Raw genomic sequence first — 16,637 nt, forward strand, 5'->3', positions numbered from 1 at the left:
ATCGTAGTTCCCTAAACGAAACAGCGAGGTGGGCTTTAGGGTAGGGTTTTTGTACCTTACTCAACCTAGTACCGCAGGGCAGAATTAAAAATTAAAAATTAAAAATTAAAAAAGCAGATTGTATAAGCTTTTCAGAGATTTTTTAATGGTTATCTTACTTACGCCGTACTGTACTAGAACCGCTATCTAGAAAATTATTGCTATACTATTTTGATCAATAGTAAGTAAAAAGATTCATTCTTAGCTACTATTTATCAAGATCATCTCAACATAAACTTTACCTATACCATGCCAAAAATAGAACCTCTAGAATCTTCATCACCACAACCTATCAGTAATAATTGGTACTTGTTAACTGTGCGGTCTAAAAAACGGGAAGTCTTTTTAAAATATCTAAAATTTATGATTGACCAAAATAAACTAGAAGAACTAGTTTTAGATATTAAAATCCCTCAAGAATCAGTATATGAAGACATGGTTCTACTGAATCTCAGTAATTTTAAAACTGCCTCTACCTATCTACAAAAAGTTGAATGTTTTCAGAACATAGAACGCAAACCATTACAATCAGCACAAGTCAGTCGGATGTTAGGCATTGGGTAAATTATCTGATGATTAAATAAAATATACAGCATAATTCAAGAGTAGAGGCGTTTCGCTCACCCTGCCTCTATTCTTGATACCTGATGTTGGATTTACAGCAGTTTTCATGTATTTCTTATCTTTTATTTCCCGACAACTCTGATAATTTTCTCGACTCCCCAATGCCAACTCACTGATACCAATACAACAAAATAGCCGTCGTCATCTGACTTTACAAAGATCATCTTACGAAGATTTTTCAACCCAAATACACTAACTGTGCTGATTTTTTTTCATTTTTATTTTTGCTTCTTCTCAACTCAGCTTCCCTGAGTCATTTTCTGCGTCTTAGTCTAAAGTCAAACAAGAAAAAATCGCACTACATCAAAGTAATGCAATTTAAAATTTAGCTATTAAAAGGAAAGAACATGAGTATCTTACTCAGCAGCACTATATTAAACATTTGTACCAACTTTAGTTCCACCTATTTCTTGTTGAATGCGGCTTTTAGCAGCTTTGAATTGTGTAGCTAATTCCTCACTCTGTTGAGAACTTAAATTGTTGCGAATTGCTGCAAACATTGTGCTTTCTTCTTGGCGCACATGATCCGTAACATCATCCATCAAGCGTCTGATTCTGTCTTTGAATTCAGGTGCAGTGGGGCTAATAGCTTTGAGTTGATCAAACGCAATCCGCCAGCTTGCTTGTTCATCATATAATTCTTGGGTATTAGCATCACCATAAAAAGACCTAACTCTGGGGTAAACAACTTCTTCTTCGGCAGCAGCATGAGCGCTGATATCCTTATAAAGTTGCCCAAAGTATTGTTGAATTTTTTGTGCCTCGTTGCTTTGTAATAATTCTGTAAACAAGATATTTACTTTATTGTGATCCATACGCAGAATATCTTGGATGTTCATATCCTGTTTATCAGAATTTTGGGTAACAGCACTACCTACAGCACCGCTAATAGCAGCAATTGCATCCTGTACACGCGCCCAGATTCCTTGATCTGCATCTTGTCCAGTCAGTTCCCGCACACCCAAAATTTCCAGAATTCCTTTAAGTTGTTCTTGGTGAGCGCGGTTCTCAAAGTTTACAGAATTTAGAGCGGCAATTGCTGCCATCACATCAGCACCAACTCTCTGTCCAGCTTTGTGAATTGTTAAGCCATTCATTACTTGTTGATGCTTTAGCAATTCATGCTGAAATACTTTTTCAAAAAAGCTTAATTCATTACCTTGCATTAGTTGGCGAACCTTGTTCACCATTTCTTGCGCTGTTCTATCCGCTTCTTTTTGGATGCCGTACTGAATAACTACAGTTTCTAGAATTCCTTGATTTTTGCGGTCGTCATCCAGCATTTTGCGGATATTATCCGCCACTTCACTATCAACAGATTCTCTCAAAAATAGTTCTTCATTTTGAATGATCAACTGTTGAAGTAATTTCATATCTGCCAATTTCACAGCAATAGCATTAAGCTTGGTATCATCTAAAGTAGTTACCATTTTTATTTTCCCTCAAAACAATTAGTATTGATTACCGTTAATAGGTTGACATAGATATTAATAAGCTTTCATCTTTCTTTTGAGTGATAGCTTTGTACGCTAAGGGTGGAAAATAAAAAAAGATTCTTAATTCTATGATCATTCTGAGTCCAGATATATAAATCTATCATCTCAGTTCAATCACTAGATAGATAATTTTTTTAGCTGCATCTTCTAGATTGACTCAAAGATAGTCAAACAGGAAATTAATCCCATTTTGGAGTTTAGATTTGAGGTTCTAGACTAAAGCCGATGTCTAGAAAATTCCTACTGCTTAATAATGAGGACGCTAACTAATGGAAACTACAGAAACAACTTCTACACCGTTCCCTCATGTCCCACCAATTATTGAAAGCGACGATAGAGAGTATCAAGATAGTGGTGTACCCAGCACAGTAGCGATCGCTGGACATCCCTTACACCCTCTAAGTATAATCTTTCCTATTGCCTTTTTAGCTACCGCCCTAGGCAGTGACTTCGGCTATTGGTTAACTCGTGATTTTTTCTGGGCTAGGGCTTCGCTATGGTTAATTGGACTGGGATTAGTAACTGGGATGATCGCTTCACTAATTGGGATGAGCGATTTTTTGCAAATCGAACGAGTTCGCAAACGCACCGCAGGCTGGGCGCACTTGATTCTTAACATTTCTATCCTAGTGTTCACAACCATCAACTTTATCCTCCGCTTAGGAGATCCAGAGGGGAGTATCTTACCAGGGGGACTGATCCTCTCCCTGATTGTAGGGACATTAACTAGCATTACTGGCTGGTTTGGTGCAGAACTCTCCTATCGTCATAAAATTGGCGTTGTGGGTGCCGGTAGTCAAAAATATCCATAACCTAGGTTTAGTTACAAGACGATAATATCAAGTCCGGTTCACGACTGATCATCAAGGGCGATACAGGGACGCAGAGAGATTTTAATAATCAGTGATGATCCGGTTTTGATATGAAGAGAAAAAATATCCCCCTTTGTAAGGGGGATAAGGGGTGTATGAGATGATCAAATCATTGCTTGGCAACGCCTGTATGTACGGTTTTTACCCATTTTAGGCGTTTTGGACGAACTGACATCCGAGCAGTAGTACTACTCATTACTACCAACCAGTGCAGCATATAAATACTGCCACGCAGAGTTTGGAGTAGGAACAGAAAATAAGTAGAGATATTCAATTCTTGATCTTGACGTATCCGCTTTAAGCCGGCAAACATTCCTACTACCGACATCGTGACAGACAAGCCAGTAACAGAACTGAACATGGGTGGACGATGACGAATAATCGCCATTAATAAATCTGGGACTGCTGCTGTCGGCAAGATATACATAATCAGCAGAAAAATCAGTAAATCCCAGGTTTTCCGCGTACCCATGCGGTTTTTGAGGATGAGATTCCAGTAATCTAAATAACGTTGATAGCCGCCTTCTGCCCAACGATTGCGCTGATGCCAAAGAGCGATCGCAGTTGTCACACCCTCTTCTTGCACTGGGGGATAGAATAAGCATTCAATATCCCAGTTATCGAGATTCAGGCGGATTGTTAAATCCAAATCATCGGTGATAGTTTCTTCATTCCAGCCACCGCAGCTGACCAAGGCTTGACGACGGACAAATTGACCATTTCCCCGCAGTTCACCTAGTCCACCAATAGCAGTCCGTTGTTGTTGGAACCAGATATCAACTGCCATTTCTGCCATTTGTCCTTTAGTCCAAAAATTTTCCTTAGCGTTGGCGATCGCTTTTCGCACTTGCACCGCCCCCACCTGTTCTTTTTGAAATAAAGGCACTACTTGTAGCAGTAAATCTGGATTTACTTGAGCATCTGCATCAAATACGGCAATGATGTCTCCTCTTGTCATCGGTAACACTTGATTTAAAGCTCCCGACTTACCTCCACGAGATTGGGGAGAACGCCTGAAAACCTTAAGTTGTTTGTATTCCTGCGTTAGTTCTGCTAGTAACTGCGGCGTGTTGTCAGTGCTATTATCATCAATAATCCAGATTTCATATTCCCCATTAGGGTATTCTAGACTACATAGATTCTTGACTAATCTAGCAATAACAGCTTCCTCATTTTTTGCTGCTATCAAAACAGATACAGAAGGTAAATCTCCTTGTATTTCTTTATTGTGGTAACGGGGTCTAGCAAAGATAATACCCAAGGCATGAATGCCTAAGACAGTCGTCAGTCCTAGTATAAATATGGAACCCCAGGAAACTAAATGCAAAGCGATCGTGCCACTCCAGACGATAGTCAAAACTAGAGCGGCTTTGGGTCTACGTCCTGGAAACTGAGATGATGGTAAATACACGGCATCTGGCTCTACCGCTGACTCCTCTTCTGCCGATAGGTCGGACAATAGGGGATTAAGGGGATCAGAGCTTAAATTGTAAGAGTCCTCTTCGGGCCAGGAATTCGCTGGCATAGTTACTTGATTCAAAAACCAGTATTTGTCCTTAATATACATCAAGGGATGTATTTCCCGAATTTTGAGAAGATGACGGAGAACTCCAAAAAATAAATTATCCAATTTCACCCCATCAAAACGAATTTTCCTCCCCTTGTCTCCTGCCTTACCCTAACTATAAATATTCACGCCCACCTACTGATCAGATATCCAGCAGCTTTCACTTCTGACTCCCGAATTCTGCTGTATATTTACCTCTAGGTGTGTAAATACTCATCTTTGTGGGAATACTAATCATGAAAAGCAACACATCTCCAGTTATCAGCTAAGTTGAGGAATATTTAAAAATGTCGTCTATTGACCAACTCCAGCCTGTAACTCCGCAACAAGCTACTGTTTATTTACCTTATATTCAGGGGAGCAAGCGCACTTTCTTGCCCTATGCCATCAGCCTTTATCAAAAAGGTGTTTTAGAGGGACACCGCAAAATAGAAGGGAGTGATAATGTTCCCTTCGTTGCTACCTGGAATGTTGCTACCCTACCCTCAGACTTAACCCGTTGCCGAATCCAGTTTGATGGCAATGCTGAATTAAGTTATGAAGTCATGATGGCAAGTTTTGAGTTTATTAATTTTTTAATTGAACTGATGGAAAACTATAAGCGCCACCGCATTAGTGATTTTTCCCAAACTTTTTACCGCAAGCTACTGCGGGTAGAAGAATAAACAGCAGCATATCAGGCAACTCCAAAAAATAAATTATCCAATTTCACCCCATCAAAACGAATTTTCCTTCCCTCCGCTCCTAATCCTAAAAGCAATGGGATATTCTTTTTATTTGGAAGTCCCTCAGAGGTTGTTTGAAAAGTCGGCGTTGCTGATTTTGGGGATGAAAACAATTTTGCATACATTCAAAACCCTTGTAGAGAGGTTCCATGGAACCTCTCTACACTCAAAAAACATCCCGCACTTATGTAACGCTGAAAAGTCTAAAAGTTTACTAAAAACCTCTCTCTAAATCTCTCTCTAAATCTCTCTCCTAATAGGAGAGAGACTTTGAAACCCTTGTTTTCCTCTTCCCCTTCCCTACTAGGGAAGGAGTTAGGGGTTAGGTTTCAATATTTGGGTGTTAAATATAATACTTTTCAAACATCCTCTAAGAGACAGGATCATGGAAGCAGAAGAGAAGAAGAATTTTTCTTGTTGCTCCCCTGCTTCCCTCTACCTACCCCTGACAGCCTTAACAAATATTCCAAACTAATTTAGTCATAACGCCGTGCTGCCATCAGAAGCAACTAAAATTAGAAAACACCTAGCTGGGTTCAACAGACGTTTAAAATTAGGAGTGCATGGCGTGCCAAAATCTGCTAAATATTTGCTGATTGGATCAATAGAAACTTACAGTGGTAAATCCGCAACAGTTCTAGGTTTGTCTCATCAGTTACAGCAAAAAGGACTGGATATAGCCTACGGCAAACCCCTAGGTACTTGTTTCAATGCTTCTGCTGGAACCATACTCGAAGAGGATGTTCAGTTTATTAAGCATAGCCTGAAACTGCCGGAAAATCGCGTTGCTCAGACTTTATTAGCCTTGAATGAAATTAGTGTCCAAAAACGCTTATGTGGTGAGGATACAACTAATTATCAGCAGTCTCTAGTGCAGCAATATTTACAAATACCGCGTGGTGATTTGGTGCTGTTAGAAGGTGCTGGTGATTTGTCAGAAGGCTATTTATTTGGCTTGTCTTTGCTGCAAGTAGCGGAAGTCTTGGATGCTGATGTACTTTTGGTACATCGTTATAAATCTCTGCTCTCTGCTGAAGCTCTGTTGTCTGCCAAGCAGCTCGTAGGAGACCGGTTGATTGGTGTTGTGATCAATGAAGTTCCTGCCGAGCAATTAGAAGTAGGTAACAATCTCTTCCGCCCATTTTTGGAACAGCAGGGGATTCCTGTACTAGCAATGTTGCCAAAAAGCGACCTGCTGGGCAGCGTCAGCGTCGGTGAACTGGTAAAACAGTTAAATGCGGAAGTTCTCTGTCGTAGCGATCGCTTAGATCTATTGGTGGAAACTCTGGCAATTGGCGCAATGAATGTCAATTCGGCAGTCAAGTATTTCCGCAAACGCCGCAATAAGGCAGTTGTTACAGGGGGCGATCGCGTAGAAATTCAGCAAGCTGCTTTAGAAACTTCGACTCAATGCCTTATCCTCACCGGAAAATTACCACCTCCCGCCTTTATTCTCAATCGCGCTGAAGAATTAGAAATCCCGATTTTATCTGTTGACCTCGACACCCTTACCACAGTGGAAATTGTTGACCGCACTTTTGGTCAAGTCCGTGTCCATGAACCTCTGAAAGTAGAGTGTATTTGTCAATTAATGTCCGAACATTTTGACATTGACCGTTTGTTATCTCAACTAGGATTAAACCCAGCACCGGCTTTGTCATAGTCTGATTAAGTTACTAAAATTACTAGTGAATCGACAGCGTAAGTCCTATATTTCATCTGCTCATGAGCAATCAATTCATACTATTTTCGATTTTGGATGCTCAAAGACTTACTAGATCAGGTTTTTGGTATTCTATCCGTCGCTATGATTGTTCTTGCTTGGTATGACCTCTGAGGCGGCTGTGTATTTTTACCTTATTTGACACGGAGCTATGCCAAAGAGTTGGTTACTAGCAAAACAATCTGGAAAACGTAGCAATCTGTAACTCTAGTTGGCTTCGCACCTACACGCTCTTTGGTAGAATATCTGGGTCGTTTAATCTGATTATCTCTATCTTTGAGCCAGTCAACAGACCTCATCAACCTTGATACGTTAGCGCAAGAACTAGCGACAATCCAACAAACAGGTTCTAAGCGAATTGCCTTGTTGGGTTCTCGTCATGTGCCAATTACTCATCAGAATCTCATTGAAATGATGACATATGCCCTAGTTTTATCGGGCAATCGCATCATCACCTCTGGTGCTACAGGCAGTAATTCAGCTGCCATTCGGGGAGCAACACGGGCTGACCCAAATTTATTGACGGTAATTCTACCCCAAAGTTTGGAACGTCAACCCCATGAATCTCGCCAACAACTAGAGCAAGTAATGCATTTGGTAGAAAACCCCAGTAATGACAATCTGTCTTTGGCTGAGGCCAGTTACCTGTGCAATAAAGAAATTGTCTCCCGTTGTCAGCAACTGATTTGTTTTGCTTTTCACGATAGTCGTACCCTACTACAAACTTGTGGAGAGGCCGAAGAACAAAGAAAAGTGGTGACACTGTTCTACTTTGACTAAACTGAAACGTAGTCTCCACATAGCTAATAATAGAGATGGGAAATTACCAATGGTTACTGGGTAATGATTTTTCTAAATTACCCAGTATCCCTTCACGCTCACGAAACAAATGATGTCTATATTACAACTGCCCATACCTGAGATTTTTTTGTACTCTATTGCAGCAGCTGCTATTCTCATCTATGCCCCTTTTTTGTTGGTAGCTTATGCCAGGGCGCAAATTGGGTATGATATTTCTGCTCCTCGTGCCATGTTTGATAAATTGCCACTTTATGCTCAAAGAGCTACCTGGGCGCACCAAAACTCCTTTGAGGCGTTTATGATTTTTGTAGCCGCAGCACTAATGGCCTATGTCACAGGGGTGGATTCTTCTATGGGGGCGATGGCAGCGATCGCTTTTATCACCGCTCGGTTGCTATACTCTATTTTTTATATTTTGAATATACCTCTTTTGCGATCGCTCATGTTTGGTATTGGCTCTTTTAGCTCTGCAACCCTCTTCTACTTGAGTATCATGCAACAGGGGTAATTCGGGAATAGGTAATTGGGCAATAGAAAACACCATTATTACCCATTACCCATTACCCATGACCAAATTCAACATCTCACATTTAACATTTATGGCTTCTACTTTTTCTTTTGACATTGTGAGCGACTTTGACCGCCAAGAATTAGTCAATGCTATTGATCAAGTGGTGCGAGACATCAAAAGCCGTTACGATCTCAAAGATACTCAAACCACTGTTGAGTTAGCTGAAGACAAAATTACCATTAGTACCGACAGTGATATGACTTTAGAGTCCGTACACAGTACACTGCGCGAAAAAGCTGCCAAACGCAACCTCTCTCAAAAAATCTTTGATTTTGGTAAAGTTGAATCTGCCAGTGGCAACCGTATTCGTCAAGAAATCACCCTCAAAAAAGGCATCAGTCAGGAAATTGCCAAACAAATTTCTAAATTGATTCGTGACGAATTCAAAAAGGTACAAGCCTCAATTCAAGGTGATGCGGTGCGAGTAACTGCCAAAGCTAAAGACGATTTGCAAACTGTGATCCAGCGTCTCAAGCAAGAAGACTTTCCTGTGGCTTTGCAATTTACAAACTATCGTTAGTTACTCAGAAGAAGGGGAGACGCGGTGACGGGGAAACGCGGTGATGGGGAAAAATAATTATCTAATGCCTCTGCCCTCTGCCTTCTGCCTTCTGCCTTCTGCCTTCTGCCCCCTGCACCCTGCCTCTAACCGCGTCCTGCCCCGATACTTTTTTGAAACGCCGGACGTTCAGAAATTTGTTTAATATAGTTCAAAACGGCTGGGTAGGCGCTCAAGTCTACCTTTAGCATGATGGGAATATAACCGAGCATAGATCCCACAGCCACATCGGCGACAGTGAATTCATCACCCAGCACAAAAGGTTGCTGTCCAAAAATTTCATTCAGGGGAGTCAATAAGCGGGGCATTTCCTTTTCTCGATTGGCTTCGATAAAAATACCTGTAGCCAAGGTGGAATTGGCAAATAATACCCACTGGGAAAATATGGCGCGTTCCTCTGCTGAAAATGCAGTTTTTCCATATTTTTCAGCAAGATACAACAAAATTGCCCCAGATTCCCACAGTTTAAAATCGCCATCAACAATTGCTGGGACTTTACCTACGGGATTAATTGCTAAGTATTCAGGCTGTAGATGTTCACCAGCCTGCATATCCAGCATCACAAATTCATAAGGAACTTCCAGTTCCTCTAAATACCACTTAATGATTGATGCACGACTAAAAGCACCACCGTAAAGTTTCAACATAATTACCTAAAATTAAAGAAAACTAAAGAACTTTATGAGTATGGGAATGTTGTTTAACGTTATCTTCTTTGCTGACAACTCTGGCAGCATTTAGTACCCGTTTACGTTCCGTAGAATAATTAAAATCGGTTTTGGTTGCACCAATGGGGATGAATAATTGGGCTGATTCACGCCGTTTGTAGGTACGAGCCGCAGAAAATGCCCTTAGCACAAATTCATCTCCGAACTGTGCTGACTCTGGAATTCCATTAGGCATAACCAGTGTATCACCGTCCAAGATAGATCCTAAAGTTGTTGCACAAGCAAGCTTGTAGGAAGTGGGAATACCTTTTAATATCGCTTCCAATGCGGCTGAGGGAATAGGCTCTATGACTTCTATCTGATGCACTTCTCCATCTTCTTTGTAGAAGCAAGTTGCCAAGCCAATCACAATATAATCATCGGTTGTGAGGTCGGGAGCATTGGAATAAGAAATTGCTGTTGTCATCGGAAAATTTACTCAAAATTTAAATTTGGATACTGGGGTGTTGGGGAGACGCGAGGAGACGGAGAAAATTACCAATCACCAATCACCCAATTTATGGCTTGTTGGCATTCTACCAAGTTGTTACTCTGACTACTTGATTATTCTTAGAGATTGATGGTAATTCTTTCGGGAATTGGTCTTGAGGGTGAAGTATATATTATTGGGTTTATGGCTAACTAGTTTAAGTAGCTATTATCAACTGGGTACACCAGAACCGATGAAAAAGGAATTAAGGGCTAAAGAGTAGCAACTGGAATTTTTTACTCAGCACAACCTGCGGGAAACTACTTTCCAGGTGTCTAAAGTACTCAGAACTTTTTCAAACTAGGTTCAATTCAGTCCTTTAAGTAAAAAAGACCACTGAACTGTGTCACAGTTCCAAACCCACTCATAGGCGAAAAACTATAATTTGATTTCACCGAGCAAGTAGCTCAAGCAGGAAAATATGGATCATCACTCCTTTCTAGCTTCTGGTAGTCAACAAAATCAACGTGGCAATAGTGTTAATAAAAATACTTTATATACGCAAATTACCAGAGCAAAACGTCACAAGGAATCGGAGCTAGAAAATACTTACTTACGCTCTTGTGCTTTAAAGTTAGCTCAACAAGGAGATTACATTGAAGCGATCGCTTTGTTAAGCGAACTTATCAACAGTTATCCCGACAATGCAGTTAATTACAATAACCGAGGGCTGATTTATTTTCAAAGTGGGGATTCTCAAAAAGCTCTGCGTGACTACAACACAGCAATGCAACTCAATCCCAAGTTAGCTAGTGCTTATAATAACCGGGCTAATTACTATGCTGCTGGTGGGGAGTTAGTAGCAGCACTAACTGACTACGATCAAGCCCTAGATTTGAATCCCCGTCATGTTCGTGCTTGGATTAACAGAGGCATTACTTTGCGTGATTTGTCGCAGTACGCGGAGGCAATTGATAATTTTGAGATGGTACTACTGTTTGGCCAGCTACAAGGTAATATTTGGGCTGAACGGGGTAGAACTTATCATCTTTGGGGTGACTGGAATTGTGCGATCGCTGATTATTACAGATCCCTTTCACATCTAAACTCCCTCGATAATAATCATGATATTTCTGTTTACCGTCTACGGTTACAACTAGAAAACTGGTTAAACGAGTTACTGAATCCTTATTTAAACTAATTCGTAGCTTTTTCAACAGTGTTTACAATTTCTAAAAAAGCATTTTTTAACTTTGAATTGGCAAATAGCAGACCTGTTCCGCTAATTTGCCAATAGATAATCACTATTTAAAATACGGCTTAAGGCAGGCTAGGCTAACAAAATTAAAATAATTCGTAATTCGTAATTCGTAATTCGTAATATTTCCTACGGAAACGCTACGCGAACGTAATTCGTAATTCGTAATATTTCCTACGGAAACGCTACGCGAACGTAATTCGTAATTCGTAATTCGTAATTCGTAATGTAATTAAGTTTTGCAACGGGGATTTAGACCCCGACACAAAACTTGCTGCCTGTAGAGGCAGGGGAATTAAACCCCCAGCATTGATTAAAAGATTTAACTAATTCGTAATTGTGAATTAGTTAAACTCTTTAATTTCTGATAATTCTTCAATGATTAATTATTAACTACTAGCAGTTAAAATTATATTTTTGTGTGTTTTATTCTGAGCCAGAAGCACAAATCACCTCACATTAGTTTAAGGCGTAGAATCTGATTGTTCAGCATTTTTTCGATCTGGATTAATCAGCACTATTTGGCGCTGACGGGGATCAAATCGGTATGATTGTTCTTGCCTAATACTCTTAGCTTGTTGGGGATCAAAGTTGCGGCTAAATTCTGCTCGTAAAGTATTGACACGTCCTTCTACCAGCTTGACTTCTGTGCGAATTTCTCGCAACTTGTCTTGTTGTAACCAGTGATAAGGCAAAAGTTGTACCAAGGCAGATACTGCTGCTGTAGCAATGACCAAGTTAACAGTTATCTTGGCTGTGGTTTCCAGCGCCATCACCTGGTAAGAACGTTGGCGAAGATGTTTTTTTGGTCGAGATAAAGATCGACGAGGTGGTTCTACTGGTTGTAGCGGGGGTCTGGATGGTTGAAACGCGTTCATGATGCTAAAAAGAGCCTCGCTGGTTGAAGGGAAGCACCGTCAAAAGCAAACTGGCGCTAATTGCGGCTTGATTTAGCTGCCATATTACTTCATTTTTTGAAAATTTCTACCAGTGTTACATGATTAAAAAAAAATTCCCTGGGATATGCAAGTACATTTTGCCAACATAACTTACAGCTTAAAGCCCCAAGTGGTTGGAAAATGTACCCTCTACCGCCAGGGTGATTAGTCGTGTGAACGTGTCACATCTGAGCTTTATTTGTAAAGTTCAGTAGCTAAACGCCAAGCTAGAATGCCTGGAATTAGAGCCACAGCTAGAGCGATATACACTTGAGTATCAGATATAGGCATGGTGGAAACCCTCCTAACGTCAAAATAGATGATTAACACTTCGTTTACTACTTTTCACTGTTTTGCCAAGATTGGGGAATATGTTGTAACAAGATGCAACAAAAACCAGGTTGGGGTGATGGGGTAATGGGGTGACGCGGAGAGGAGGAGACACGGGGACGCGGAGATAGGGAGAGTTTGTTTGATCAGCAATTAAGTAGATTAAAACCCTCTTTCTCCCTGCCCCCTGCACCCTGCTTCTACTTCATGAACTCGTAAACAGGTAAATTTATGGCTTATGACTTTGTACTTAGGTATTGACTTTGGGACTTCTGGCGCAAGGGGTATGGTGATTGATGATGAAGGGAAGATTATTTCCCAGATGCGTCATCCTTGGGAAATGGCGACTGATGCTGATTGGGCAACTTGTTGGGAAAAAGCTTTATTGAGGCTATTAGCCGCAATTCCAGGGGCATTGGGGAAGCAAATTGAAGCGATAGCTATCAACGGTACTTCTTCCACAATCTTGCTCACAGATGCCACTGGTCAGCCGGTAGATGCGCCATTGTTGTACAACGATGGACGAGGATCAACTGTGTTAAAGGATTTAATCCACATTGCACCACCCCACCACACCGTATTGACTGCAACTTCCAGTCTGGCTAAACTTTTGTGGATGCAGCAATTACCTTCTTTTACCCAAGCTAGATATTTACTACATCAAGCCGATTGGCTGGCTTTTTTGCTGCATGGACAACTAGGAATAAGCGATTATCATAACGCTTTGAAGCTAGGTTATGACGTAGAAAATTTCCAATATCCACAATGGCTAGAAAAATTACAAATTCCGATTCAGTTACCGCAGGTTTTAGCACCTGGTACACCCATTGGCGAATTACGTCCAGAAATTGCCTCTAAATTCGGTTTAAGGCGTGATTGTTTGGTGTGTGCAGGTACAACTGATAGCATTGCGGCTTTTCTGGCTAGTGGGGCAAAATTACCGGGGGAAGCCGTAACGTCTTTAGGTTCAACTTTGGTACTCAAACTTTTGAGTCGTACCCGTGTCGAAGATGCGCGATATGGAATTTACAGCCATCGTTTAGGAGATTTGTGGCTGACAGGGGGTGCTTCTAATACAGGTGGTGCAGTGTTAAAAACTTTTTTCACTGATGAGGAATTAGTTAGCTTAAGTCGGAATATTGATGTATCAAAACCGAGTCAATTAGATTATTATCCGTTGTTGAAGTCAGGCGATCGCTTTCCCATTAATGATCCCCAACTACTTCCCAGACTAGAACCTCGTCCAGACAATCCTGGAGAGTTTTTACATGGCTTGTTAGAAAGCATGGCGCGAATAGAAACCCGTGGTTATGAATTATTACAAAATTTAGGAGCAGACCAATTAACTCACGTTTATACTGCGGGTGGTGGTGCGGCCAATTCTGCTTGGATGAGTATTAGAGGCAGATGTTTAAAAATTCCTGTTACTGCTTCTACAAATATAGAAGCCGCTTATGGAACTGCACTTTTAGCCATGCAGAAATCAGCAACTTCTAAATCACATTAATATGAAGCTGCATAGAATAATTGTAGCTTGCTTCCCGTTCGCAAAGCGTGCCGTAGGCATAGGTACGCGGATGCACGCAGATAAACGCGGATAAATCAATGGATTTCAGAATTATGTGCAACCTCACATAAAATTGGTATTACGCTTTTATCATGAATAAACGTATTCCTGACGACTCCCGTAAAGGATGCCTCAGAGGACAAAGAGGAATAAGAGTTTGGGAGAGTTTTTGCGTAAGTTCTATCTTAATTGAGAATTTTTAATTATTAAAGATGTAATCAGTAATTAGTATTATGCAAAAAAAAGTCAAAGTTAAACCAAATTCCAAACAACAGAAAATTTTAGAACAAGAAGATGGCAGTTTAATTGTAAATTTAAAATCACCACCAGTTGATGGTAAAGCCAATGAAGAGTTAATTAAGCTTTTGGCAGAAAAGTTTGATGTACCTAAATCCTATATCAGAATTAAGACTGGTTTATCATCTCGGCAAAAAATCGTAGAAATTGATGATCTATAAAATATAGTTTTAAACTTTCCACTAAATTAAGTTGGAGATTAATTATTCAATTAGTTACTAGTTTTTCTTTAACGGTAACTTCCAAAGGTAAAAAAATCGTCAACACTTCTCCACATTGAGGATTCTGACGCACAATTAACTTACCACCAATCGCCTGAAACAGATGCTTAGTTGCTGCTATATTTAAGCTAATCGTTCCTGTTTCCGGTTGGAACATTAATAATTGACCTAGAGATTTACGAATAGGGAATGTTGCAGTTCTGGTTGTATTGTGACAATCCAGTTGTGGGGATAATTGTAGCTTGAGTTGATTACCTGCGGGAATCACCTGAACTTGAATAGAACTACCGGGAGGTAAACTGCGGGTAAAATTTTCCATTAAGCCAGTCAGTACTCGATCTAGCATAGCGGGATTACTGACCACCGTTGGCAATTGCTGAGGTAAAGCCACATCTAAAGTTAAATTTCGTCGAGTTGCGGCTTGTTGCCAACGAGGGATACTTTGCTGCAATACTTGATCTAGAGACATGGGCGTTAGTTGTGTTTTTGCAGATTTAGCTGTAGCACAAGTTTCTAATTCGGCTGCTTTAAACAGCAACTCCATGCGATCTATTTGCTCCGTACATTCGTGATCAATAACTCCTAAGCGATTAATTACAGTATTGGGTAAATCCTTGCGCTTGAGTAACAAACGGGTCAAAGTGCGAATTGTTGTTAGTGGAGTGCGGACTTCGTGAGCAAAAGCTTGCAGTAATTCTACATCGGGACGAGAAGATGGTTTTGCTGACGAGGAAACAGGAATATGCTGAGATGAGGAAATAAGAGGAATATGTGTGACTTTATCCGTTTCTGGCTCTGCTAATTCCTGAAGCAGCAACTGACTAAATTGAATTATGGTGTGATAGTTTGGTGCAACTGGGGCATATTTTTCGACTAAAACATCCAAATCAGCAAATAATTCTGGATTAGTCAACATTACCCTAGCGCCAAGCGATCTCCAAGCTTGTTGCACTACCTCTGGGTCAAAGGAAAATAAAAATTCTTTTTTACCGCTTTTGTGTTCTGACAAAACCAGAACTAATCTAAATTTTTCTGTGAATACCAAGCAAAACCGCTCTGATCCCAGAGGATCAGCAGGTAATAAAGGTAAGATAGATTCATCAGGATTGATTTCATCCGGTTCGTAGCCGTAGCCTATCACTCCCATAGGGTTACCGACAGAAGACATCGCTTCTGGTACTGCACTCCCTCCCATGGCTGGTGAAACGTGAAATGGCATCAAAGCTAAGGGATTAAAAGGTTTTGCGGTAAAAGTGACTGTTCGTAAACTTTGAGTGAGTTTTGGTTGACTAAATAAGGGTGATGGTGCAGTTAAAACTAAACCCTGAGTGATGTCAGGCGCAGTTATTGCTAAAGTATTGAGTAGTAAATGCTCTGTGGCTGCCAAACTAATGCGCCATTGCTGCTCTGCTTTGGCAGATGAACAAGCAGCCATACTTGATTGGCTTTGGGCTAAAACTTCTCTCAAACTTGGCAAGATCCATTCGTACACAGGTTTTCACCCCTTTATTGATTCAACAGCGTCTTACAGAAGCTAAAGCAAACATTGCACTACATACTCATGAGGTTATAGTGATTTCTGTACTAATGACAGTCGTAGAACCGAACAATTGAGGCGAAATTTCCCCTGTATTGATAATTTTAAAGGGCAGGAGACCGTAGAGTTATCTTGTTTTCGATTCAATACTTGATAATTAGATTAAACACAAAGCATCCTGTTGACAAGTAATTAAGCAAACCTGATATCAGCTAATTACTTTTTTCTCAATCACCGCACATCTTAATGAAAATTGTGATTGAAAATGCATCAAACTGCTCCAAATCTGATAACATCAAATGACCTATGTGGGACAGCACAATCTACCCTTAAAAAGCTGCTAAGACTCTAACTCAGATCCTAATAGAGAGTCAG

Annotated in this window: 18 protein-coding genes; 10 read left to right on the forward strand and 8 right to left on the reverse strand. The window is 40.5% G+C overall.

Annotation, left to right across the window (positions count from 1 at the left end):
- Positions 1-288 precede the first annotated feature (288 nt).
- Positions 289-603, forward strand: coding sequence for a hypothetical protein (locus ANA7108_RS0115875; RefSeq protein ID WP_016951788.1), 315 nt, complete (start codon positions 289-291; stop codon positions 601-603).
- A 434-nt stretch (positions 604-1,037) separates the two neighbouring features.
- Here ANA7108_RS0115875 and ANA7108_RS0115880 read toward each other — a convergent pair whose 3' ends face one another.
- The gene (locus tag ANA7108_RS0115880) at positions 1,038-2,093 is read right to left on the reverse strand and encodes a hemerythrin domain-containing protein (protein WP_016951789.1); all 1,056 of its coding nucleotides are present in this window, start codon (positions 2,091-2,093) and stop codon (positions 1,038-1,040) included.
- 335 nt (positions 2,094-2,428) lie between these two features.
- Between ANA7108_RS0115880 and ANA7108_RS0115885 the strand changes: the two genes are divergently transcribed.
- Positions 2,429-2,971: a DUF2231 domain-containing protein gene (locus ANA7108_RS0115885; RefSeq protein ID WP_016951790.1), complete on the forward strand. Its 543-nt coding sequence runs from the start codon at positions 2,429-2,431 to the stop codon at positions 2,969-2,971.
- 169 nt (positions 2,972-3,140) lie between these two features.
- Here ANA7108_RS0115885 and ANA7108_RS0115890 read toward each other — a convergent pair whose 3' ends face one another.
- Entirely contained in the window at positions 3,141-4,556 is a 1,416-nt protein-coding gene (locus ANA7108_RS0115890; protein ID WP_026104226.1) for a glycosyltransferase family 2 protein, read from the reverse strand.
- Positions 4,557-4,885: 329 nt separating this feature from the next.
- Between ANA7108_RS0115890 and ebsA the strand changes: the two genes are divergently transcribed.
- Positions 4,886-5,263, forward strand: a complete 378-nt coding sequence (ebsA, locus tag ANA7108_RS0115895; RefSeq protein WP_016951792.1) for a type IV pilus biogenesis protein EbsA — start codon at positions 4,886-4,888, stop codon at positions 5,261-5,263.
- An 11-nt stretch (positions 5,264-5,274) separates the two neighbouring features.
- On the opposite strand, the gene ANA7108_RS30960 is transcribed toward ebsA, so the two are convergent.
- Positions 5,275-5,448 carry a hypothetical protein gene (locus tag ANA7108_RS30960; RefSeq protein ID WP_016951793.1) on the reverse strand — a complete coding sequence of 58 codons (174 nt, stop codon included), beginning with the start codon at positions 5,446-5,448 and terminating at the stop codon, positions 5,275-5,277.
- 443 nt (positions 5,449-5,891) lie between these two features.
- Here ANA7108_RS30960 and ANA7108_RS0115905 point away from each other — a divergent pair, with 443 nt between their 5' ends.
- The 4 genes from ANA7108_RS0115905 (at position 5,892) to ANA7108_RS0115920 (ending at position 8,938) form a co-directional block, all read left to right on the forward strand.
- Positions 5,892-6,986 (forward strand): phosphotransacetylase family protein, encoded by a 1,095-nt coding sequence (locus tag ANA7108_RS0115905; protein WP_026104227.1) that lies wholly within the window; start codon positions 5,892-5,894, stop codon positions 6,984-6,986.
- A gap of 336 nt (positions 6,987-7,322) precedes the next feature.
- On the forward strand, positions 7,323-7,826 hold the full coding sequence (locus ANA7108_RS0115910; protein WP_016951795.1) for a hypothetical protein: 504 nt from the start codon (positions 7,323-7,325) through the stop codon (positions 7,824-7,826).
- Positions 7,827-7,938: 112 nt separating this feature from the next.
- Complete coding sequence (locus tag ANA7108_RS0115915) at positions 7,939-8,355, forward strand: MAPEG family protein (protein ID WP_016951796.1); 417 nt, start codon at positions 7,939-7,941, stop codon at positions 8,353-8,355.
- 91 nt (positions 8,356-8,446) lie between these two features.
- The gene (locus tag ANA7108_RS0115920) at positions 8,447-8,938 is read left to right on the forward strand and encodes a YajQ family cyclic di-GMP-binding protein (protein ID WP_016951797.1); all 492 of its coding nucleotides are present in this window, start codon (positions 8,447-8,449) and stop codon (positions 8,936-8,938) included.
- A 125-nt stretch (positions 8,939-9,063) separates the two neighbouring features.
- Here ANA7108_RS0115920 and ANA7108_RS0115925 read toward each other — a convergent pair whose 3' ends face one another.
- Entirely contained in the window at positions 9,064-9,624 is a 561-nt protein-coding gene (locus ANA7108_RS0115925; RefSeq protein WP_016951798.1) for a glutathione S-transferase family protein, read from the reverse strand.
- 22 nt (positions 9,625-9,646) lie between these two features.
- Positions 9,647-10,111 (reverse strand): hypothetical protein, encoded by a 465-nt coding sequence (locus tag ANA7108_RS0115930; RefSeq protein WP_016951799.1) that lies wholly within the window; start codon positions 10,109-10,111, stop codon positions 9,647-9,649.
- A gap of 484 nt (positions 10,112-10,595) precedes the next feature.
- Between ANA7108_RS0115930 and ANA7108_RS0115935 the strand changes: the two genes are divergently transcribed.
- Positions 10,596-11,315, forward strand: a complete 720-nt coding sequence (locus tag ANA7108_RS0115935) for a tetratricopeptide repeat protein (RefSeq protein ID WP_016951800.1) — start codon at positions 10,596-10,598, stop codon at positions 11,313-11,315.
- 521 nt (positions 11,316-11,836) lie between these two features.
- Here the strand turns inward: ANA7108_RS0115935 and ANA7108_RS0115945 are convergent.
- Positions 11,837-12,250 (reverse strand): hypothetical protein, encoded by a 414-nt coding sequence (locus ANA7108_RS0115945; RefSeq protein WP_016951802.1) that lies wholly within the window; start codon positions 12,248-12,250, stop codon positions 11,837-11,839.
- Between the two features lie 255 nt (positions 12,251-12,505).
- Complete coding sequence (gene psaM / locus ANA7108_RS0115950) at positions 12,506-12,601, reverse strand: photosystem I reaction center subunit XII (RefSeq protein WP_006196319.1); 96 nt, start codon at positions 12,599-12,601, stop codon at positions 12,506-12,508.
- Between the two features lie 277 nt (positions 12,602-12,878).
- On the opposite strand from psaM, the gene ANA7108_RS0115955 reads away from it, so the two are divergent.
- Positions 12,879-14,147 (forward strand): FGGY-family carbohydrate kinase, encoded by a 1,269-nt coding sequence (locus ANA7108_RS0115955; RefSeq protein WP_016951803.1) that lies wholly within the window; start codon positions 12,879-12,881, stop codon positions 14,145-14,147.
- A 293-nt stretch (positions 14,148-14,440) separates the two neighbouring features.
- Positions 14,441-14,665 carry a DUF167 domain-containing protein gene (locus tag ANA7108_RS0115960; RefSeq protein ID WP_016951804.1) on the forward strand — a complete coding sequence of 75 codons (225 nt, stop codon included), beginning with the start codon at positions 14,441-14,443 and terminating at the stop codon, positions 14,663-14,665.
- Positions 14,666-14,711: 46 nt separating this feature from the next.
- Here ANA7108_RS0115960 and ANA7108_RS0115965 read toward each other — a convergent pair whose 3' ends face one another.
- Complete coding sequence (locus ANA7108_RS0115965; protein WP_016951805.1) at positions 14,712-16,217, reverse strand: sensor histidine kinase KdpD; 1,506 nt, start codon at positions 16,215-16,217, stop codon at positions 14,712-14,714.
- Positions 16,218-16,637 lie beyond the last annotated feature (420 nt).

The organism is Anabaena sp. PCC 7108 (assembly GCF_000332135.1).
Classification (GTDB): Bacteria; Cyanobacteriota; Cyanobacteriia; order Cyanobacteriales; family Nostocaceae; genus Anabaena.